Genomic DNA, 22155 nt, shown 5'->3' on the forward strand with positions numbered 1-22155 from the left:
GCAGAAGATAATTTTCATATCCTTGAAATAGAACGAAACTTTTTTTCAAGAATTTCACCTGGCGCCGCTTTATGGTTTCCCAGTTCTTAAAATATGTCCCTTTCCGGGACACGTCCCGCCAAATCCTGACGGCGTTCGCATCGTTGGAGCGAAATCGTCGGTCGATCGGCGAATCGACGCGGCGCGAGACCGATCCTCGATTAACGAACCCTTGCGACTTCCCGCATCATGCCCGATGTCGGTCGGATAAGGATCCGGGCGTTGGCCGCCCGGGGCAGGGTCGAAGGGCATCCTCTATCATGACGCATCTGAAATTGCGACTTCTCACCACCGTCGCGGCCGGTTGGCTCGCAGCCTGCGGGGCTCAGGATCCGGCCGACCCCCCGGCCGCGACGCAGACGGCGCCTCAGACGGCGCCCCAGGCCGCCCAGACGGCACAGGCCGGGCCCTTCGATTTCGTCCAGGACATCAGTGACCTGCCGATGGACGAGGACATTCTGTACGGCAAACTCGACAATGGGCTGCGCTATGCGGTGATGAGCAACGACACCCCGTCGCAGACGGCGACCCTGCTGATGCGCGTCGATGCGGGATCGTTCGACGAAACGGACGAGACGCGCGGCATCGCGCACTTCCTGGAGCACATGGCCTTCAACGGATCGGAAAACGTGCCCGAAGGCGAGATGATCAAGCGGCTGGAGCGTCTCGGCCTGGCCTTCGGTCCGGACACGAACGCCTCGACCGGGTTCGACCAGACCGTCTACCAGCTGGAACTGCCGGACGTGTCGGACGAGTTGATCGGCGAGGCGCTCGGCATCTTTCGCGAGACGGCGGAGCGGCTGACATTGGCGCCGGACGCGATCGACCGCGAACGCGGCGTCATCCTGGCCGAGAAACGCGCGCGCAACAGCCCGGCCTACCGCTCGCAGATCGCCGCGCTGGAATTCCAGACCGAAGGGCTGGAACTGGGCCAGCAGTTGCCGATCGGCACGGTCGAGACAATCCAGTCCGTCACGCCGGAGCAATTCCGCCATTTCTACGAGACGCAATACCGACCCGAAGACACGTTCGTCGTGCTGGTCGGCGACCGGTCGAAGGAGGAACTGGCGGCCGCGATCGAAACGGCTTTCGCCGACTGGGCCAACGACGCCGAGCCGGTCGGCGACACCGACCTGCCCGAGATCGGTTTCGACGAGCCGCGCTTCGGCGCCTTCTTCGATCCCGAGATCGTCAGCCAGATCACTCTGTCCACCATCGGCGAAATCGCACCGGAGGAGGAACGCCGCGACACGGCCGCCAACCGGGCCGCCGACATGCCGCTCTATCTGGCCAACGCCATTCTGAACCGCCGTTTCGCGCGCAAGGTGCGCGCCGGGGAGGCGAGCTATACGGGCGCCGGTGTCGGTGTCAGCGACCTGTTCGACTCGGCCGAGATCGCGAGCCTGCGGGTTTCGGCCGAGCCGGACCGTCTGCGCGACGGCTTCATCGAGGCGGAGCGGATCCTGCGCCAGGCCATCGACCACGGTTTCACCCAGGCCGAGCTGGACGAGCAGATCGCCAATGCACGCAAGAGCTGGGAAGTCGCCGTGCAGACCGCGCCGACGCGCCGCACGCCGTCGCTGGCGCAGCGCATCGTCAACAGTTTCGCCAGCGAACGCGTCGTGACAAGCGCCGAAAGCTCGCTGGAGCGGTTCGACGCAACCATCGGCGACGTCGATCTGGCCGCGGTCGAGGCGGCGCTGCGCGATGCCTGGGAAAGGCTCGACACGGCGCCGCAGCTCTATCTGCAGAGCGACGAGGCGGTCGAGGATCCGGAAGGCTGGCTGCAGTCCCTACTGGACGAGGCCCGCTCGGTGTCGCTGCCGGCGGATGTGCGCAAGGATGCGGGCGCGTTCGCCTATGTCGATTGGGGCGAGGCGGGCACGGTGGCCGAACGCGGAGAGATCGCGGACATCGGCATCCAGACGGTCGTCTTCGACAATGGCGTGCGTTTGAACATGAAGCCGACCGATTACGAGCAGGACGTGGTGCGCATCCGCGTGCGGGCCGGGTCGGGCGGGGCCTTCTACCCGCAGGACCGGCCGGCCTTCGGCATGCAGCTGCGGTCCGTGCTGGGCGCATCCGCGGTCGGCGCACATGCGGCGGACGACCTCGCCACGCTCACGGCGGGCCGCACGGTCGGCGTGAGCCGGTCGTTCGGCACGCGCGACATGATCCTGTCCGGCGCGACGGTGCCGGGCGATCTGGATCTGCAGATGCAGCTGATGGCCGCCTATCTGGCCGATCCGGCCTACCGTCCTGAAACGCTGGCCAATTTCGAAAGCCAGATCCGGTCGGTCTGGTCCAAACTCGACTCGACCCCGCGCGGTGCGGCCGGGATCGCGGTCCCGTCCATCCTGTCCTCAGGCCATTGGCGCGACGTGCACCCGTCCGAGGCGCAGGCGCTGGACGTCGATCTGGACGCGCTCGCGGACTGGTACGACGCCAACATCGAAGGCGGTCCGATCGAGATCGGCGTCGTCGGCGATTTCGACGTCGACGCCATGACCGATCTCGTCGCGCGCACGTTCGGCACCCTGCCGGAGCGCGCGGCCGCATCGCCTGCTCTGCCGGCCAGTGCGCTCGACCGGGTCTTCCCGGACGGCCGCGCCGCGCCGCACCTCATCGCCCATGCGGGCGAGCCGGACACGGCCCGCGTCAGCGTCTACTGGCCGGTCGCCGATCATGAAGACACGCTGACGGACCGGCGCCTGCGGGCGTTGTCCGACGTGTTGCAGCTCGAACTCAACGAAGTGCTGCGGGAAGAGGAGGGCGCGACCTACTCGCCGTCCGCCTTCGCCTCGCTGCCCGACACCGACCCGGATTGGGGCTATATCGCCGTGACCATCGAAGCCGAACCGGACGAGGCGGCGCGCCTGACAGGCGTGATCGAAACGGTGGCGGCGGATCTGGTCACGAACGGCGTGGAGGCCGACACGTTCGACCGGGCCATGAAACCGACGCTTGAAGGGATCGAGACCAGCCTGGAGAACAATGACTATTGGCTCGGCGTGATCGACGAAGCCCAGACCCGGCCTGAAACGCTCGACCGCCACCGCACGCGCGAAGCGGCCTATGCCGACATGACGGCGGAGGATCTGTCAGGCCTGGCCGAGCAGATCCTGTCGCCGGACCGCGCCGTCCGGGTTCATGTGTTGCCGGAAGGCTGACGAGACAAAAACTGCGAGCGAATAGCTCCGCGCCTGTTAAGACTCGGGGCTACAGGTTTGACCAATAAGAAAAACGTTGCTCTTTTCCAAAAGTAAGCCCCGGCAATCGATGCCGGGGCGAGGATCCGGGCTAAGGCCCTTGATGGATATGAGAACGGGCGAGCGCAACGACTGCCGTGCTGTACTGAAACTCAGTCTTCCACGCCCACGGCGTCGTCCAGCCCTTCTCGGTTCACGCGGATCAGCTGCATGTTGAAGACCAGCGTGTCGCCGGGTCGGATGTCTTCGCCAGCGCCGCGCTCGCCGTAAGCCAGGTTGGCGGGCAGGTAGAGCGTACGGGCTTCGCAGACCTTCATGCTTTCGACGGCTTCCGTCCAGCCCGCAATGACCCGGTCCGTCGGGAAGATGAAAGGCTCGTCGCGCTCGTAGGAGCTGTCGAAGACCGTGCCGTCCGTGCGGTAACCGTGATACATGGCGATGACTTCTTCGCCCGGACGCGGCGTCATGCCGTTTTCCATGCCGGGCTGGATGACCTTGTACTGCATGCCGCTTGCGGTCTGCTGCACGTCGGGACGCTCGGCGTTTTCCATGTGCCAGGCATTGTAGTCCTCGGCTTCGGGCAGCGTTTCATCCGCGTAGCCGTCCAGATCGAGGACCAGGTTGTCGGGACAGACGGAGACCATTTCGGCCACGCCGGGCGCGTCGTTCTCGCCCAGCTCGCCGACATCGTCGGACGACGCGGTGCAGGCGGCCAGCAGGGCGGCGGTGGAAATGGCGGCGAGAAAGCGTGTCATGAAAACTCCAATTGAACAGGTGGACGAAGGTGACGTTGAATAATGGCGTGATTGCGGCAACGGCTGGCTAGCGGGCGAGTTCCCGCATGGCGCTTTCCAATCCCGACAGGGTCATGGGAAACATGCGATCCGGGCCGATGATCTGCTGGATCATCTGTGTCGACTGGCTGTATTCCCAGTATGTCTCCTGCGTCGGATTGATCCAGACCAGGTGCGGGTAGACGTCGGCGATGCGCTTCAGCCAGACCGCGCCGGGCTCCTCGTTCCAGTGCTCGACCGACCCGCCGCGCATGGCGACCTCATAGGGGCTCATCGCGGCGTCACCGACGATGACGACGCGGTGATCGCTGGGAAACTTGTGCAAGATGTCCCAAGTCGGCGTGACCTCGCTCATTCGGCGGCGGTTGTCCTGCCAGACCTGCTCGTAGATCATGTTGTGGAAGTAGAAATATTCCAGCCGCTTGAACTCGGACTTGGCGGCGGAGAACAGGTCTTCGGCCTGCTGAACGTGCGCATCCATGGACCCGCCAATGTCGAAGAAGGCGAGCACCTTGACCGCGTTGCGCCGCTCGGGCCTCATCTTGATGTCGAGCCAGCCCTGCCGCGCCGTGCCGCGGATCGTGCCGGGCAGGTCCAGTTCTTCGGCCGCGCCTTCGCGCGCGAACTTGCGCAGGCGGCGCAGCGCCACCTTGATGTTACGCGTGCCGATCTCCCGGTCGCCGTCCAGATTCTTGAACTGCCGCTTGTCCCAGACCTTGACCGCCTTGCCGTGGCGGCCCTCCTTCTGACCGATGCGCACCCCTTCGGGATTGTAGCCATAGGCGCCGAAGGGCGAGCGGCCCGCCGTGCCGATATTCCTGTTTCCGCCCTCGTGTCGCTTGTCCTGGTTTTCCAGCCGCTCGCGCAAAGCCTCCATGATCTTGTCCAGATCGCCCAGGCCTTCGATCTCCGCCATCTCTTCTGGGCTGAGATGCAGCTCCGCCATTTTGCGCAACCAGTCTTCGGGGATGGCATGTTCGTCTTCGCCGAAAATGTCGTTCAGATAGTCGACCCCGCGGAAAACGTGCCCGAAGACCTGGTCGAACTTGTCCAGATCGCGTTCGTCCTTGACCAGCGCGGTGCGCGACAGGTGGTAGAAGCCGTCCATCGACTCTTCGGCCACGCCCTTGTCCACCCCTTCCAGCAGGGTCAGATATTCCCGGATCGACACGGGCACGGACGCCCGCCTGAGTTCGCTGAAGAAGTGGTGGAACATCAACGCGGTCTATCTATCGGCCTCAACGGTTCTCTGTTGCACTCGCCGCGATAGGCGGCGGAAACGCCGTTGCCGTTGGCGACGCACTCATTGCTGTAGGTCTTGCCGTCGCAGCCGCAGACGGGATCGTACTGCATCGTGCACATCTCCGGAGCCGTTCGGCACACGCCGGGCTGGTCGGCCGCGCCGCACTGCGCTTCGAGCGGACGGTAGCAGAATTCGCCAGGGCCGCACGGCGCGCCTTGCCAGGCCACCATCCCGCCGCACAGGCGGTCGCCGGGCTGGACGGCCGGTCCGGGCGGGAGGGGCGATCGCAGAGGGGGCTGCGGGATGGGCTGGTAGACCGGCGGCGCTGCACCATGGCCCGGGCCTTGTTGCGGCCCGGTCTGCATGCAGGACACGAGCACGGCCGATCCGATCGCGAGAAGAAAGACGCGTATCATCCTGTTCTCACTTCCGTTTCGATCAGGGCGGCGGCTTCGGGGTCGAGCCGGAGCGCCATGGCGAGGCGGTCGAGATAGTCCCGGTCCGCCGGGATGTTGCCATCCGCCACACGCGCGCTGACGGCGTAGATCTCCGCGCCGCACTGGTCCGACGTCGCCAGACCGGCGATGGCGACCGGATCGGGCGGCGTGGAAAGCAGTTCGTTGAGCGTGTCGATGTCGGCGTTGGGGTAGGCTTCGATGATGGCGCGTTCGTCCGCCGTGACGATGCCGTCCGCCTTGGCCGCCGCGATCATGGCGCGCAGCAGGCGGTCGGCGCGCTCATCGGCGGCCTGGCCGGTCAGCAGCCCCACCGCATCCTTGAAGCTGTCGGGCATGCGGCCGCGCTTGTGGCCTTTATAGGCGATCGCGCCCAAGGCGGCGAGCCCGCCCAGCGCCGCGACCTTGCGGGTCGAGCGCGACTTCAATAGCAGCGCCAACGCCCCGGCGATGCCGGCATATTTGGCCTGCTGGCGGATCTTGTCGCGACTTTGGGACGTGTCCTCCATGCCCAGCTTGTCGATCAGGAAGTCTTCGCCGCGCTGGCCCAGATCGCGGGCCTGTCGGGTCAGGTCGCCGGACAGGCCGGACATGTCGCGGGAGCCGCCGCCCAATATCTGCGCCAGCAGATCCTGCGGCGAGCCGGGTAGGTTGCGCGAGTCGGTCATGTAAACATCTCCTTTCCCCATGCCTATGATGTTCCGCCCGACGCTTCAAATGTTGTCTTGCCGTCACGAAAGTTTCGCGCAAAAGCCGGATCATGAAGAAAATTCTGTTTTCCCTGGCGGGGTTGGTCGCGATCGTGCTCGTCGGCGCGGCCGTCTATCTGTGGACGCCGGTGGACCGGTCCTTCGATCCGGACGCGGCGCGGGCTGCGGCCCAACCCTATGACGCGCGCATCGTGCGGGACGAATTCGGCGTCGCCCACGTAATGGGCCGGACCGATGCGGACGCTCATTTCGGCTTCGCCTACGCCCATGCCGAGGATGCGTGGGAGATCATGGAAGAGACCATCATGGCCGGGCGCGGCATGGCGGCGCAGTATCGCGGGCAGGGCGACGCCCCGGCGGACTATCTCTACGATCTGTTCCGGGTCGAACAGGCGGTCGCGGCGGAGGATTTCCCCGTCCCCGACGACGTGCGCGCCATCGTCCGGGCCTATGCCGCCGGGCTGAACCTGTTCGGGGCGGAGCATCCTGAGCGCGTCACGCCGGGCCTGCTGCCGGTGACCGAAGCCGACATCCACGCCGCCGTCATGTGGCTGACCCCGTTCTTCTACCTGCTCGACGGCCATTTGGAACCGCTCTTCAGCGAAACCGACGCGCCGCAGGTCTCGCCCTGGGGCAGAACGGCTCGCCTCGACCTGCCGGACGCGGTGCGCGGCTCCAACGGGTTCGCCGTGGCCCCGTCGCGCAGCGCCGACGGCCATACCCGCCTGATCGTCAATTCGCACCAGCCCATGAATGGCCGCTATGCCTGGTACGAAATCCACCTGATGAGCGAGGAGGGGTTGAACATCTTCGGGGGCACGTTTCCCGGACTTCCGATCGTGCCGCAGGGCATCACGCCGAACACGGCCTGGACGCACACGGTCAACCGGCCCGACCTGGTCGATATCTACAAGCTCGACGTGGACGACGAAGACGATCCGCAGGCCTACCGGCTGGACGGCGAGTGGCGCGACTTCGACCGGGGCGAGGCGGAGTTCCGGGTCAAGCTGTGGGGGCCGTTTTCCCTGCCGGTCACGCGCGACGCGCTCTGGTCCGAACACGGCCCCGTCCTGTCCACGCCGAGCGGACACTACGCGCTGCGGTTCGCCGGAATGGGCGAGACGCGCGCCATCGAGCAATGGTACCGGATGGGCAAGGCGCGCGACGTGAACGAATGGCGCGAGGCGCTTGATATCAATGGCGTCCTGTCCTTCAACATCGTCTATGGCGACCGCGACGGCAATATCGGCACGATCTACAATGGCCGCGTGCCGGACCGGATCGCCGGGCCGGACTGGCAGTCCATTCTGCCGGGCGACGATTCGCGCCTGATCTGGCGGGAATTCCACGCCGTCTCCGACCTGCCGCAGCATTGGAACCCGGAGTGCGGCTGGCTGTTCTCCGCCAATGCCACGCCCTTCATGGTGACGGACGAAGCCTGCGAGAATGCGCGCGCGGACTTCTCCACGACGATGGGGATCGAGGACCGCATCACCAACCGGTCGCGCCGGGCCGTCGCGCTGTTCCGGCCGGACGCGTCGATCACGCGCGAAGACTTGATGCGCTACCGGTCCGACACGCGGTACGATCCGGAGTCCCTGCTGATGCAGCTCGTCGTCGAACTGGTGTCCCTGCCCAGCGACGAGGCGGACGTGCGCGCCGCCCAGGACGTGTTGCGCAACTGGGACGGCCATGCCGACACACCCTCGCGCGGGGCGGCGCTGGCGGTCATCACCGGGGTGCGCACTTTGGGCCGCGAGTACATGGACGAAGCCGACGCGTCGCTCGACACCCTTCTGGAGGTGGCGTCGGAGCTGGAGGCGGTCTTCGGGCGCATCGATCCAGAATGGGGCGAGGTGAACCGGATCGTGCGCGGCGAGGAGAACTGGCCGCTGGACGGCGCGCCCGACGTGCTGCGCGCCATCTATTCGGACGAGGACGGGCTGGCGACGCAGGGCTATCTGAACGCCCTCGCCGGGGACACGCACATCATGGTGGCGGATTGGGCGCCGGACGGCACGCTGCGGGCCGAAAGCATCCTGCAATACGGCGCGGCGACGGTGGACGAGACCTCGCCGCATTACGACGACCAGGTCGAGATGTTTTCCAAGGGCGAATACAGGACGCTGGCGATGAGCCAGGAGGCGGTGCTGGCCAGCGCCGTCGAGGATTACCGGCCGGGCGAGCGCTGAGGCCGCTTCGGCCCGCGGCGCGCGGACGGTCCGCCGCCGCGCGGTTTTTGCGGCGGTTTGGACCGGTTCGCAGGGGCGCCGGGCTTGTCAGAGCCCTGTCTGGCAGAGCCCTGTCTGGGCTTCCAGTAATCGCGGCGCGGCCGTTGGCCGATCCGGACCAGCAGTTCGTAATTGATCGTTCCGGCTTCTTCGGCCAACGCTTCGAGCCGTTCGCCGAGCAGCTCCACCACGCCGCCGACGTTCATGGGCAGATGCACGTCGGTCACGTCGAGCAAGGTCAGGTCCATCGATACCCGGCCGACGATGGGCACGGGCTGGTCGTGCAGGACGGCATGACCCGCATTCGACGCGCTGACCGGAACGCCGTCCGCATAGCCCGCGCCGACCGTGGCGACCCGCATGTCGCGGGCGGCCGTATGCGTGGAATTGTAGCCGAGGCTTTCGCCGGCGGCGACATCGCGGATCTGCAGGATCGGCGCGAGCAGCTTGACGGCCGTCTGCGTGACCTCCCGATCCGGCCGATCCGTCGCCTGCGCGGCGTAGAGCCCGATGCCGGGCCGGACCAATTGGAAATGATAGCTTCTGCCGAGATAGATCCCGGCCGTGTTGGCGAGGCTGAGCGGTGTGGGCGGCAGGCTCGCGGCTGCGGCCTTGAACCGCCCGAGCTGTTCGGCGTTCAGCGGGTGATCCGTGATCGAGGCACAGGCGAGGTGGCTCATCACCCATTCCGGGTTCAGCGCCTTCCACAGCGCGGTGTCGCGCGACAAGTCCCGCACGCCGTCCGCCGTCAGGCCCAGACGGTTCATGCCGGTATCGATGTGGATGGCCGTGTAGGGCGGTTCGTTGACCTGACGGCTGATGTCGGCCCAATAGCGGGCTTGATCGATGGAATTGATCACCGGTTTCAACTTCGCGCCCAGCAAGGCGCCCTTGTCGCGCGGGGCCGGGCCGTTCAACACGTAGATGGCCGCATTCGGGCCGATGGCGTCGCGCAGCCTTTTGCCTTCGCCCGCCGTCGCCACGAAGAAGATGCGGCATCCCGACCCGTAGAGCGCCCGGCCGACACTGTCCGCGCCTAGCCCGTAGGCATCCGCCTTGACGGCGGCCGCGACCTTGGCGCGCGGCGTCAACGCCTTCAACGCCTCATAATTGGCTTTCACCCGCGCGAGATCGACACGCAAGGTCGGGCGGGTGGAGTAGGCGGGCAGGTCCATCGCCGCGCGCCTAGAGAGGCGGGGCGGCGATTGCAAGACGAGTGACAGGCGACGGGGGTGAGGGAAGGGCCGCTACAGCGAGGTGGCCGCCTCGGCGTTGCGCGTGATCGCATCCCAGTCCCTGTCGGCCAGCGACGCCTTGTCCGCGACCCACGATCCGCCCACGCAGACAACGTTCGGCAAGTCGAGATAGCGCCGGACATCGCCGCGCCCGATCCCGCCCGTCGGCATGAAGGAAAGTTGCGGCAACGGCCCGCCAATGGCTTTCAGGGCCGAAACCCCGCCCGACGCTTCGGCCGGGAAGAATTTGACCAGTTCGTAGCCCCGCTCCAGCATCGCCACGGCTTCGCCGACCGTGCTGATGCCGGGAATGGCCGGAACGTTCGCCGCGGCCATCGCATCGGCCAGGCGCGGCGTCGTGCCGGGCGTGACGATGAAATCCACCCCGATATCCGCGCAGCGTTCGACCTGGTCCGTATCGACGACCGTGCCGACACCCAGCACGATGCCGGTGTCCGCCCGTTTCAGCATTTCGATCCCATCGAACGCATTCGGCGTCCGCAAGGTCAGTTCGATGACCTCGATCCCGCCTTGCATCAGGGCTTTCGCCAGGGGGACGGCGTCGTCGGGATCGCCGAGGGCGACGACCGGGACGAGCTGGGAGCGTTTCAACATATCGACGTCATGCAGGGACATGATGCGGCGGTAGTCAGGCTTGACACCGCTGTCAACGCGGCTGCATCAACCTGTCATGAAGACGACCATCACCGATGTCGCCCGCCAGGCCGGCGTGTCGATAAAGACCGTTTCACGCGTGCTGAACGACGAACCGAACGTGGCCGAAGCAACGCGCGCGAAAGTCGTCAAAGCGGCGGGCGAGCTGCAATATGCGCCCAATCTTGCGGCGCGCGGGCTGGCCGGATCGCGGTCCTACATGCTCGCGCTGATCTACGACAATCCCAATCCGAGCTACATTGCAGGCCTGCAGGGCGGCGCGGTCGCGGCTTGCCGCCGCAAGGGCTACCGCCTCGTCCTTGAGCCGATGACGCAAGCCGCGGCGGAAGCGCCCGACGTAGCGCTGACCCTGCGCCGTCTCGGCGTGGACGGCGTGATCGTCTCGCCGCCTCTGTCGGCGTCTGACAGCCTGCTCGCGGCATTGGCGGATGTCGGCCTCCCGCATGTCGCGATCGCATCCAGCCCGATCGGATCCGTTCCGACGGTGCACATGGACGATGCCGAGGCCGCTCACCGCATGACCTGCCACCTGATCGATCATGGCCATGGCGCCATCGGGTTCGTCGCCGGCCCGGATTCCCATCCCGCATCGTCTCGCCGCCGCGAGGGTTTCGTGCGCGCCATGACGGAGGCCGGATTGGCGGTCCCGGCGGTCCGGATGGCGCAAGGCGATTTCACCTTCGACAGCGGAGTCCGCGCAGGCCGAACACTACTGTCGCAAGGAGGCGACCGCCCGACCGCTATCTTCGCCACGAATGACGACATGGCGGCCGGCGTCATGGCCGCAGCCACAGAAGCGGGGTTTGCCATACCGGACGACCTGTCTGTCGGCGGTTTCGACGACACGCCGATCGCCCGCATGATCCGCCCCGGGCTGACGACCATTGCACAGCCGATCCGGGACATGGGTGCCGCGGCCGCCATGCGGCTGATCGCCCGGCCCGTCGGCGATGGATCCGATGCGGACGCCTTTGGATTCGATCTGGCCGTCCGCGGCTCGACTGGGCCGGCGCCAACATGAGGGGTTTCGTGTTGACAGCGCTGTCAAGAGCTTTCATATTCGTGGCCAGGCGCATCCCCGTCCAGCCGCCAATCCGTCTATACGTCACGAGGTCATGATGCCGGAACGCGACCCTCAGCAGTCCGACGAACATGAAGGGTCCTCGACATTCGTTCCCGTCGACCCGTTCGAGATCGTGGTCTTCGGCGCAACCGGAGATCTGGCCCGCCGCAAACTGCTGCCTTCGCTCTATCACCGCTATTGCGACGGCCAGATCCCCGACAATTCGCGCATTATCGGTGTGTCGCGAACCGAATTGACCCGCGAGGCGTTCGTCGCCCTGGTGCGCGACGCCTACGCCGAATTCGAGGACGCGGAGAACTGGAAGCCCGATTGTTTCGAGGCGTTCGCCGAAATGCTCGACTATGTCGCCCTGGACGTCATGTCGGACGGCGACGACTGGGCGCGTCTGGATGAAACGCTCGGCCCGAAGTCGGACCTGATCCGCATCTTCTACCTCGCCATGCCGCCCAAGCTCTATGTCCGGATCGCGGAAGGGCTCGACAAGGCCGGGTTGGCACATGCGGAAAGCCGGGTCGTGCTGGAAAAACCGCTCGGCCGGGACTTCGCCTCCGCGGACGCGATCAATGCCGGGGTCGGCCGGGTTTTCGACGAAAACCGCATCTACCGGATCGATCACTATCTGGGAAAGGAGACGGTGCAGAACCTGATGGTGCTGCGGTTCGGCAACATTCTGCTGGAACCGCTGTGGAACAGCCGCGCCATCGAGCACATCGAGATCACGGTCGCCGAAACGCTGGGCGTGAACGGCCGCGGCGCCTATTACGACGCGTCTGGGGCCCTGCGCGACATGGTCCAGAACCATCTGCTGCAGCTGCTGTGCCTGACGACTATGGAGCCGCCGGCTTCCATCGATGCGGACGATCTGCGCACCGAGAAGATCAAGGTATTGAGAGCGCTGCGACCCGTGACGGCTGCAAACGTGGCGGAGACGACGGTGCGCGCGCAATACACGAAAGGCCGCATCGACGGCGTTCCGGTCGACGACTATCTGGCCGATGCCGACACGGTCGAGTCCGGTACGGAAAGCTTCGTCGCCATCCGGACGGAGATCGAGAACTGGCGTTGGGCCGGCGTGCCGATCTACATGCGTTCCGGCAAGCGCATGGCGACGCGGCGTTCCGAGATCGTGATCCAGTTCCGCCCGGTGCCCCATTCCATCTTTCCGGGCGAAACCAATCTGGACGCCAACAAGCTCGTCATCCGCCTGCAACCCGACGAGGCGGTCACGCTGTGGATGGAAATCAAGGAGCCGGGCGCCGGGGGGTTGCGGTTGAAGACCCTGCCGCTGAACCTGTCCTATGCCGACAATTTCGCCGTGCGCTATCCGGATGCCTATGAACGTCTGCTAATGGATGTGGTGCGCGGCAACCTGTCGCTTTTCATGCGCCGCGACGAAGTCGAGGCCGCCTGGCACTGGGTGGACGGCATCATCGACGCCTGGGCCGAGACGCAGCAGCGGCTGAGCCTCTACCCGGCCGGAGAGGACGGGCCGGACGCGGCTCGCTTCATGCTGGAGCAGCACGGCGATCATTGGGCGGATGCGTCATGACTGAGGCTTTCCTTAGATACTTCAGTGATCTGGATGATCTCGTTCATGCGGCTACGGCGCATCTGTCGGGAACCCTCGCCAAAGCGCTGGACGCGCGCGGGCGGGCCAGCCTCATGCTGTCCGGCGGGTCCAGTCCGGAGCCGGTCTATCGCCGCCTGGCGCAGGAGCCGCTGGCGTGGGACGGCGTCGGCGTGGGACTGGTGGATGAACGGTGGGTGCCGCGCGGCCATCCGGCGTCCAACGCGGATTTCGTGCAAAACTGTTTCGAGGACAGCCCGGCAGACCGCGCCTTGTTCGTTCCGCTCCATAACGGTCACGAGCGCGCGGCGGAGGGGCTGGAGGCTGCAGAGCAAGCTCTGGCCTTGCTGGCGCAACCCTTCGACATTTGCGTCATGGGCATGGGGCTGGACGGGCACACGGCCTCCTGGTTTCCGCGGTCCATGGGTCTGGACGCGGCTCTGGATGCCGATGGCGACGCTCGCGTGGCAGCAGTCGATGCCCGCGGGTGCGAAGGGGCCGGGGAAATCACGCAGCGCATGACGCTGACATTCGCGGCGGTCGCGGCGGCGCGCCATACGGTTCTGCTGCTCAGCAGTTGGGAAAAGCTTGATGTCTTCCGCGCCGCGGCCGACCTCGATGTCAGGGACGCCCCGGTCAAGGCGCTGCTGTCGCTCGGCGACCGGCTGACCGTGTTCGCGCTGGAGATCGCATGACCGTCCATGACGCCCTGCAGGCCGTGACGGACCGGATCGCTGCGCGCTCGGCGAAGACCCGTGCCGCCTATCTCGACGCCTGCCGCGCCAATATGCGGCCCGGCCCGCGGCGGCGCCTTCTGTCCGAGGGCAATCTCGCCCATGCGGCTGCGGCGTGCCCGGTGCTGGAAAAGACCGAATTGCTCGGGGCGAGTTGGCCCAATCTCGGCATAGTCACGGCCTATAACGACATGCTGTCGGCGCATCAGCCATTCGGCCGTTTTCCGGACGTCATCAAACGGGCCGCGCGCAAGGCCGGGGCGACGGCGCAGGTCGCGGGCGGCGTGCCCGCCATGTGCGACGGGGTCACGCAAGGCCGCGACGGAATGGAGCTGTCGCTGTTTTCGCGCGACGTGATCGCGCAAAGCACGGCCGTGGCGTTGTCGCACGATTGTTTCGACGCGGCGATCCATCTCGGCGTCTGCGACAAGATCGTGCCGGGCCTGCTGATCGCGGCGCTGCGTTACGGCTACCTGCCGCATATCTTCGCACCGGCCGGACCGATGCCGTCGGGCATTCCCAACCCGGAAAAAGCAAAGGTGCGCCAGCAATTCGCCGCCGGAGAGGTCGGTCGCGACACGCTCCTTGCTGCCGAAGCCGCCAGCTATCATTCGCCGGGCACCTGCACCTTCTACGGCACGGCCAACACCAACCAGATGCTGATGGAAATCATGGGCATGCAGCTGCCCGGCAGTTCGTTCATCCATCCCAACACGCCGCTGCGTGACGCGATGACGGCGCGCACCGTCGCCCGCGCCGTCGCGATCACGAACATGGCCGAAGACTTCACACCGGCCTGCGAGGTGATCGACGTCCGCGCCATCGTCAACGGGCTGGTCGGCCTGATGGCGACGGGCGGATCGACCAATCTGACGATCCACCTATCCGCCATTGCGCGAAGCGCGGGCCTGTTGATCGATTGGAACGATTATGCCGAGATTTCGCGCATCGTGCCGCTGATCTGCCGCATTTATCCCAACGGTGCGGCGGATGTGAATCACTTTCACGCAGCCGGCGGCATGGCCTATCTGGTCGGTGAATTGCTGGGCGAGGGGCTGCTTCACCCCGATGTCACGACCGTGGCTGGCGGTGAGGGCCTGTTGGAATACGCGAAGGAGCCGGTCCTGATGGATGAGAGCACGCTCGAGGTCGGCTACAGGGACGGACCCGGAACCAGTCTCGTGCCAGACATACTGGCCTGCGTTTCCGAGCCGTTCCGGGCCGATGGCGGGCTGGCGCTGATGACCGGCAATCTCGGACGCGGCGTTATGAAGGTCTCCTCCGTGGCGCGCGAGAACTGGCAGGTCGAAGCCCCCGCCATCGTGATCGACGATCAGGACGATCTGATCGCCCTGCACCAGGCAGGCGAGCTGGAACGCGATTTCGTGGCGGTGCTGCGGTTCCAGGGACCGCGCGCCAACGGCATGCCGGAGTTGCACAAGCTGACACCCGTACTGGGTCTGCAGCAGGACAAGGGCTTCCGCGTCGCGCTGGTCACGGACGGCCGCATGTCGGGAGCGTCCGGCAAGATCCCGGCGGCGATCCACATGCATCCGGAAGCGCTGCTCGGCGGGCCCCTGTCGCGTGTCGTGACGGGCGACACGGTCCGGGTCGATGCGGCGGCCGGGACGGTCGAGGTGCTGGATGCGGACCTGTCGCGCCGTGACCCCGCATCGGCGCCGATGCGCGGCAACCTGTCGGCGCTCGGCATGAACATGTTCGCGCCGCAACGGTCTATCGCGACCGATGCGGAAAGCGGCGCATCGACACTTGGGAACATGTTCGGCAATGCGGCGGTGCCGGCATGAGCCGCGTCCTCGTCGGCGATGTCGGGGGCACGAATGTGCGCTTCGCTCTGGCCGAGACGATGGCCGACGGAACGATCCATCTGCACGATCCGGACATCTTTCCGGTGCGCGAGTTTCCGGCTTTCGACGACGCCGCGCGCCTCTACCTATCCAATACGGGCAGCGCGCCGGACCGGGCGGCCTTCGCATTCGCCGGGCCGAAAACCGGCGACACGATCCGCATGACCAACGTGGATTGGACGGTATCCGAAAGCGGATTGCGCGGTGCGTTCGGACTGCGCGACGCCGTTCTGATGAACGATTTCGTCGCCATGGCCTATGGTGTGTCCATCATGGCGGATACGGCGTTCGAAACGGTCGTGGAGGGCAGCGTGCCGGACCCGGCCACACCGGTCGCCGTGCTTGGGCCTGGGACAGGCCTGGGTCTGGCTTCCATCCTGCCGGACGACCCGCCGCGCGTTCTGGCGACCGAAGGCGGACATGCCGCCCTGTCGCCGATCGGCGATCTGGAAATAGCGGTGTGGCGCTATTGGCTGGAGCGGCAGGATTTCGTGTCGGCGGAGACATTGCTGTCCGGATCGGGCCTGCACCGCGTCTATCGCGCGCTTTGCGACGCGACTGGCAACGCGCTGGATCTGTCGAACGAGGAGGAAGTCGTGCTGATCGCCTTGTCCGATCCGGCATCGGTCGCCCGGCAAAGCGTCGATCTGTTCTGCGGCATGCTCGGCACATATGCGGGCAATGCCGCCTTGATGCTGGGCGCGGGCAGCGTCACCCTGGCCGGAGGCGTGACACGCCATGTCGCGCCGTTCTTCGCCGAGTCGGACTTCACCGCGCGCTTCCGCGAGCGTGGCGCCGGATCCGGATATCTCGCCGACATGCCCGTCCGCCGCATCGTTGCGTCCTATGCGCCGCTATACGGCGCGGCGCTCAGGTCGGTCAGGCCGGCTTCGCCCTAGCCCTCCAGCGCGGCGTCCAGCAGCTCGGTCATCTTCGCCATGTCCGCGCCGGACACGAATTCGTCGTTGACGATGAAGAACGGCGTACCCGTCAGAGCCGGGATGCGCTGTCCGAGCGCGAGATTGTCCGCGATCTGGCGGTCGATGGCCGGATCCTTCATGTCGCGTTCCAATTGTTCCGTATCCAGACCCATGGTCTTGGCGAGGTCGAGAACACGCTTTCGGTTGAGCGCGCGCTCACCCATCATCGCGAAATGCATCTGGCGGTATTTGCCCTGGCGCGCCGCCGCGAGCGCCGCGCGCGCGGCCATGTGGGACGTGCCGTCGCGGCCTGTCAGCACGGGCAATTCCTTGAACACGACGCGCACATCGTCGGGATGCTTTTCGATGGTTGCTTCGACCCAATCCGTCGAGCGTTTGCAGAAGCCGCAATTATAGTCGAAGAACTCGACCAGCTGCACCTTGGCGTCTTTGGGGCCGATGGAATAGTCGCGCGGGTCGCGGAAGATCTGGTCCGAAAGCTCCGCGATCGCATCCACGCTGTCCTGCAGCTCGGCCTGGCTGTCCTTGCGGTCCAGTTCGATCAGGGCCTCCCGGATGACTTCGGGGTTTTCCAGCAGATAGGCGCGAACGATCTCTTCCACGTCGCTCTTGGACATCTGGCCCGGATCGGCTTGCGCGCAGGCGGCGAGGCCGAGGACCGAGAGGGCGGCAGCGGTGCGGAGAAGGCGTATCATGGACATATCCGGAAAGGGTCGAAGGTCGGGTCGGACTTAGTCGCCTGCATGGGGTTTGGCTATGGCCAAACGGGCCGCGTCCTGACGTGTTCGTGCGGGTCGTCCTGACCGGACGTCACGGACAGGCCGAACGGTTTGCCGCGGCGCTGGTCGCGGCGGCGCTTGTCGAGTTGCGCTTCGGCGACGACGACGATGTCGGCCGCGCGGCGCCATTGCGGAATGCCTTCTTCCAGATCTTCCTTGGCGCGTCCGGCGAAAGAGTAGGCCTGATCGAGCTCTCCGATCGCATAGAAGCGTTCGGCCGATGCATACTTGGCCAGTCCGTCTTCATCCTGTTCCGCGTAAGCCAGCGACAGGAGATACCAGGCATAGGAATAGGACGGCTCCTGACGCAGGGCGGACTTGAGCAGCTCGACGGATCGCTCGACTTTCTCGGGATCGCGCGTTTCGAACAATGACCGCGCCAGAGCGACCTTCAACAACATGGCGTCGGGTTTGAGTGCCAGCGCCCGCTCGGCAGGCGGCAGCGCCAGTTCGCGTTGACCGGATTCGTGCAGGATCTGTGCCTTGAGTTCATGGAAGTAGGGATTGTCCGGCTCATCGTCGATGAGCGTGTCGACCTCGCGGATCGCATTGCGCAGATCGGCGGCGCGGAAGTGGGCGACGGCGCGGGCATAGCGGGCGGGTTGCGTCATGTCGTCGAGCGGATAGCGGTTGAAGACCAGTTGCGGCGCATCGAGGAAACCGCGCAACTTGGCTTTCATCATTTCGTGCCGGTGGAGATCCTCCGGCGGATCGACCGCATCGGCATATTCGCTCTCGGCCACGCGTTCGCGCATCTTGTCGATCCGGTCGGCCGACAGAGGGTGGGAGCGGAAATATTCGTAACGACGGGCTTGCGACAGCACTTCCTGGGCGCGGTAATTGTCGAAGAAGTCGATCAGCCCCTGGCCGGATTGGCCCGTCATTTCGAGAAACTGGATGGCATATTGGTCGGCGGCCGATTCGTCGACGCGGGAATGGGCCAAGGCTTCGACCGCGCCGAACTGCGTCGCTCCGCCGAGAATGGCCGCGCCCGCGCCGCCTTCACCCGCGAGGATGGCAGCCAGTCCGACCCCGGCTGCGAGCAGCATGGCGCCGTAAGCGGACCGGTTGCCGTAATCGGACCGCACGATGTGGCCGCCGACGATGTGCCCGGCTTCATGGGCGATGACGCCCTTGAGCTCATTGGGCGTCTCCGCCCGCATGATCAGCCCGCTATGCAGGAAGATGTTCTGCCCGCGTGTGACGAAGGCATTCAGTTCCGGATCGTTGACGATATAGATATCGACGGACGCCGGGTTCAGCCCACCGGCGCGCAGCAGCGGATCGGTGAATTCGCGCAGCGTTTCCTCGATCTCCGTATCGCGCAGCAAGCTCTGCGCCTGGCTCTGCGCGAACAGCATGGCCGCCACGGCGAAGCCGCCGAGCAGGCGCAGCAAAGCTGTTATGATGACACGTGAACGGATCATTACGGGCTTCTTCCACCTGCGAGAGGCCGGAATCAAGTTACGCAGGGGTCACGATTCAGTGTGACCCCTGCGCGAAAGCATCGCCGACGCGGCTAGTCCTTGCCCATCAAGCGGTCAATCAGACCGCGTTTGCGCCGGGGCGGCGCCTTGCGGCGACGGGCTTCGGCGGGTTCCGCCTCGGCCGGGCGCTCGGCGGCCGGAGCCGGTTCGGCCTTGGTGTCCGATTCGGTTTTGGCCGCAGGCGCCGATTTGCGAGCGGGAGCCCGGCGGCGGCGCGCCGGTTTTTCGTCCGCGTCACCCGCCTTGGCGGGTTTGCGCCGTGCCGCCGGTTTTGCCGGGGCTTCATCCTCGGACGCTTCGGCCTTCTCGGTGACGGGCTTCTGGGTGGCAGGCTTCTTAGGCGCCGCTTTCTTGCGGGCTGGCTTGGCCGGTTGGCCATCCTCGGCCTTCGCCTGGCTGGGGGCCTTTCGCTTGCGGACGGGTTTCGCCTTCGGCGCGTCATTGCCGGACGCGGCCTTACTCGCTTCCTTGGCCGCCCCTTTGGCGGGAGCCCGGCGACGACGGGCGGGTTTCGCATCCGCTTCCGGTGCGTCGGCGTCGTCCTTTTTGGGCGCGCGGCGACGTTTGGGCTTATCCTCCGTGTCGGCCGACGTTCCGGCGTCGCGCTTCGGTGCAGCGCGGCGGCGTTTCGGCTTCGATGCATCCTCCGCTTCGGACGTGTCCTCGGCTTTGGGCTTCGAAGGCGCGCGGCGGCGGCGGGCAGGCTTGGCCTCATCCGCAGTGTCGTCCGCAGTGTCGTCCGACGCACGGGACGGCGCCCTGCGACGGCGCTTGGGCGCCTCTGCCTCGTCTTCGGACGGGACGGCGGCGGCGTCCTCGACGGGTTCGGCATTGCCGCCGGACCGGGACGGCGCCTTGCGGCGGGAGCTGCTGCGGCGACGTTTCGGTTTGGGGGTGTCTTCGCCAGCCTGGTTATCAGATCGATCGCCAGACTGAGTGTCTGACCGATCATCCGTCTCGACCGCGCTGTCTTCCGTCCGCTCCTGGGCGTCCTTCTTCGGGCCGCGGCGACGGCGGCGCTTGGGCTTGGCGGACTCCGTCTCATCGTCGGAGGAAGCCGATCCGGTCTCTTCCGACGCCGCTTCGGCGTCGGATCCGGACGGGTCCGCACTCTGACGCTTGCGGTTGCGGCCGCCGCGACGGCCGCGGCGACGGCGCGGCTTGGCGTCGTCGTCTTCGGTCCTGTCCTCGGTCGCCTCCACCTCGGTGTCGTCCTCATCCTCGTCCTGAACGGCCATGGCGCGTTTCCGGTTCTTCGCAGCCTGCTTGCTCTCCTCGCGCAGATCCTTCTCGATCTGGACGAGCGGATCCTTGCGGCCGTCGCTGCGCTTCTCCGACACTTCGATCGTGAAGTCCGGGCGGATCAGCGCGTCGTCATGTTCGACGACGGTGAAGACGTCCGCATTCTCGTCGACCTTCGTCAGCAGGTCGCGCTTCTCGTTCAGCAGATAGAGCGCGACATCGGGCGGACATTTCAGGCGGATCTTCTTCGCCCTGCCACGGATCGCGAATTCCTCGACCGCGCGAATGGCAGCCAGCGCGGACGATTCGACCGTGCGTTTGCGGCCCACCCCGTCGCAATGCTTGCAGACGGCGGTCGAGCCTTCGAGCAGGGAGCGGCGGCGGCGCTGACGGCTGATTTCCATCAGTCCGAACTGGCTGATGCGCGACGTCTGGATGCGCGCGCGGTCGCGGCTGAGCGAGTCTTTCATCTTGCGTTCGACGGCGGAGTTGTTCTTGCGTTCGTCCATGTCGATGAAGTCGACCACGATCAGACCGGCCAGGTCGCGCAGGCGCATTTGACGGGCTAGCTCTTCGGCCGCTTCGAGATTGGTCTTCAGCGCGGTGCGCTCGACATTGCGTTCCTTGGTCGATTTTCCCGAGTTCACGTCCACGGAGACGAGCGCTTCGGTCGGGTGGATGACCAGATAGCCGCCGGACTTCAGCTTGACGGTCGCGTCCAGGCCGTTCTCGATCTGGCGTTCGACATCGTAGCGCAGGAAAAGCGGGATCGAATCGTCATACTTCTTCACGAATTTGGCGTGGCTCGGCATGAGCATCTTGATGAAGGCCTTGGCCGTCTTGTAGGCCTCCTCGCCCTGGACGAGGACTTCTTCGATGTCCTTGTTGTAGAGGTCGCGGATCGACCGCTTCACCAGATTGCCTTCCTCGTGGATCAAGGCGGGCGCGACGGATTTCAGCGTCGTGTCGCGGATCTCGTCCCAGAGGCGTGAGAGATAGCTATAGTCTCGCGTGATCTCGGCCTTGGTGCGCTTGGCGCCCGCCGTGCGCACGATCACGCCCATGCCTTGCGGCACCTCGAGGTCGCTCATGATGGTCTTCAGACGCTTGCGGTCCGAGCCGTTGGCGATCTTGCGCGAAATGCCGCCGCCGCGCGGCGTGTTGGGCATCAGCACGCAATAGCGCCCGGCGAGCGACAGATAGGTCGTCATCGCCGCGCCTTTGTTGCCGCGTTCTTCCTTGACGGCCTGGACCAGCAGGATCTGGCCGCGCTTGATGACTTCCTGGATCTTGTAGCGGCGCTTGGACTTGGAGCGGCGGCGGCGCGAGGCGACCTTCACCTGCTCGTCGGCGACCTCGGCGTCGTTCTCGTCTGACGTATCGTCCTCGTCCGGATCTAGGTTCTCGTCCTCTTCGACCGTTTCGTTCTCGTCGTCCTCCTCGGCTGCGAGTTCGGCCTCGACTTCCTGTTGCAGCGCGAGTTTGTCCTCGTAAGGGATCTGGTAATAGTCGGGGTGGATCTCGGAAAAGGCGAGGAAGCCGTGGCGGTTGCCGCCATATTCGATGAACGCCGCCTGGAGCGACGGCTCGACGCGCGTGACTTTTGCGAGATAGACGTTGCCGCGCAGCTGGCGCTTGTTGCGGCTTTCGAAATCAAGTTCTTCGACGCGGGTCCCGTCGACGATGACCACCCGGGTTTCTTCGGGGTGGGCGGCGTCGATCAGCATACGTTTCGTCATGTGGGTCTCCTGTGGCCCGTAAGCGTGCCTGCGGCGCGGCGACACGCGAATGCGTGCGGCGTCCATGCAAGACGGGGCCAGATGATGGGGTGATGGGTCGGGCGCATACGGGGCGGACATTGT

The 22155-nt window shown here is 65.8% G+C and carries 16 protein-coding genes; 7 read left to right on the top strand and 9 right to left on the bottom strand.

What is annotated here, in order from left to right:
• Nucleotides 1–299 precede the first annotated feature (299 nt).
• Entirely contained in the window at nt 300–3209 is a 2910-nt protein-coding gene (locus tag Q0718_RS00750) for a M16 family metallopeptidase (RefSeq protein WP_298911978.1), read from the top strand.
• A gap of 191 nt (nt 3210–3400) precedes the next feature.
• Here Q0718_RS00750 and Q0718_RS00755 read toward each other — a convergent pair whose 3' ends face one another.
• From Q0718_RS00755 to Q0718_RS00770, 4 genes are all read right to left on the bottom strand, one after another.
• Nucleotides 3401–4003 (bottom strand): FKBP-type peptidyl-prolyl cis-trans isomerase, encoded by a 603-nt coding sequence (locus Q0718_RS00755; RefSeq protein ID WP_298911980.1) that lies wholly within the window; start codon nt 4001–4003, stop codon nt 3401–3403.
• Between the two features lie 67 nt (nt 4004–4070).
• A complete protein-coding gene (locus Q0718_RS00760; RefSeq protein ID WP_298911983.1) occupies nt 4071–5258 on the bottom strand; it encodes a VWA domain-containing protein in 1188 nt (395 codons plus the stop codon).
• Nucleotides 5258–5701: a Kazal-type serine protease inhibitor family protein gene (locus tag Q0718_RS00765; protein ID WP_298911986.1), complete on the bottom strand. Its 444-nt coding sequence runs from the start codon at nt 5699–5701 to the stop codon at nt 5258–5260. Before Q0718_RS00765 ends, Q0718_RS00760 begins: the two co-directional genes overlap by 1 nt.
• On the bottom strand, nt 5698–6408 hold the full coding sequence (locus Q0718_RS00770) for a DUF533 domain-containing protein (RefSeq protein WP_298911988.1): 711 nt from the start codon (nt 6406–6408) through the stop codon (nt 5698–5700). The genes Q0718_RS00765 and Q0718_RS00770 overlap by 4 nt, the downstream gene beginning before the upstream one ends.
• Nucleotides 6409–6500: 92 nt before the next feature.
• Here Q0718_RS00770 and Q0718_RS00775 point away from each other — a divergent pair, with 92 nt between their 5' ends.
• Nucleotides 6501–8642: a penicillin acylase family protein gene (locus tag Q0718_RS00775; RefSeq protein ID WP_298911991.1), complete on the top strand. Its 2142-nt coding sequence runs from the start codon at nt 6501–6503 to the stop codon at nt 8640–8642.
• Here Q0718_RS00775 and alr read toward each other — a convergent pair.
• On the bottom strand, nt 8621–9856 hold the full coding sequence (gene alr, locus Q0718_RS00780; protein WP_298911994.1) for an alanine racemase: 1236 nt from the start codon (nt 9854–9856) through the stop codon (nt 8621–8623). The genes Q0718_RS00775 and alr overlap by 22 nt on opposite strands.
• Before the next feature lie 72 nt (nt 9857–9928).
• Nucleotides 9929–10531 (bottom strand): bifunctional 4-hydroxy-2-oxoglutarate aldolase/2-dehydro-3-deoxy-phosphogluconate aldolase, encoded by a 603-nt coding sequence (gene eda, locus Q0718_RS00785; RefSeq protein WP_298911998.1) that lies wholly within the window; start codon nt 10529–10531, stop codon nt 9929–9931.
• 76 nt (nt 10532–10607) lie between these two features.
• Between eda and Q0718_RS00790 the strand changes: the two genes are divergently transcribed.
• The 5 genes from Q0718_RS00790 to glk all read left to right on the top strand — a co-directional run bounded on the left by Q0718_RS00790 (nt 10608) and on the right by glk (nt 16743).
• Nucleotides 10608–11612 (top strand): LacI family DNA-binding transcriptional regulator, encoded by a 1005-nt coding sequence (locus Q0718_RS00790; RefSeq protein ID WP_298912001.1) that lies wholly within the window; start codon nt 10608–10610, stop codon nt 11610–11612.
• A 94-nt stretch (nt 11613–11706) separates the two neighbouring features.
• On the top strand, nt 11707–13224 hold the full coding sequence (gene zwf / locus Q0718_RS00795; protein WP_298912004.1) for a glucose-6-phosphate dehydrogenase: 1518 nt from the start codon (nt 11707–11709) through the stop codon (nt 13222–13224).
• A complete protein-coding gene (pgl, locus tag Q0718_RS00800; protein WP_298912007.1) occupies nt 13221–13937 on the top strand; it encodes a 6-phosphogluconolactonase in 717 nt (238 codons plus the stop codon). The genes zwf and pgl overlap by 4 nt, the downstream gene beginning before the upstream one ends.
• On the top strand, nt 13934–15784 hold the full coding sequence (gene edd / locus Q0718_RS00805) for a phosphogluconate dehydratase (protein ID WP_298912010.1): 1851 nt from the start codon (nt 13934–13936) through the stop codon (nt 15782–15784). The genes pgl and edd overlap by 4 nt, the downstream gene beginning before the upstream one ends.
• On the top strand, nt 15781–16743 hold the full coding sequence (glk, locus tag Q0718_RS00810) for a glucokinase (RefSeq protein WP_298912016.1): 963 nt from the start codon (nt 15781–15783) through the stop codon (nt 16741–16743). Before edd ends, glk begins: the two co-directional genes overlap by 4 nt.
• Here the strand turns inward: glk and Q0718_RS00815 are convergent.
• The 3 genes from Q0718_RS00815 to Q0718_RS00825 form a co-directional block, all read right to left on the bottom strand.
• Nucleotides 16740–17480: a DsbA family protein gene (locus Q0718_RS00815; RefSeq protein WP_298912019.1), complete on the bottom strand. Its 741-nt coding sequence runs from the start codon at nt 17478–17480 to the stop codon at nt 16740–16742. The genes glk and Q0718_RS00815 overlap by 4 nt on opposite strands.
• 59 nt (nt 17481–17539) lie before the next feature.
• Complete coding sequence (locus tag Q0718_RS00820) at nt 17540–18991, bottom strand: M48 family metalloprotease (protein ID WP_298912022.1); 1452 nt, start codon at nt 18989–18991, stop codon at nt 17540–17542.
• 92 nt (nt 18992–19083) lie between these two features.
• Nucleotides 19084–22032 carry an Rne/Rng family ribonuclease gene (locus tag Q0718_RS00825; RefSeq protein ID WP_298912025.1) on the bottom strand — a complete coding sequence of 983 codons (2949 nt, stop codon included), beginning with the start codon at nt 22030–22032 and terminating at the stop codon, nt 19084–19086.
• Nucleotides 22033–22155 lie beyond the last annotated feature (123 nt).

Source organism: uncultured Algimonas sp., from assembly GCF_947498175.1.
Taxonomy (GTDB): domain Bacteria; phylum Pseudomonadota; class Alphaproteobacteria; order Caulobacterales; family Maricaulaceae; genus Litorimonas.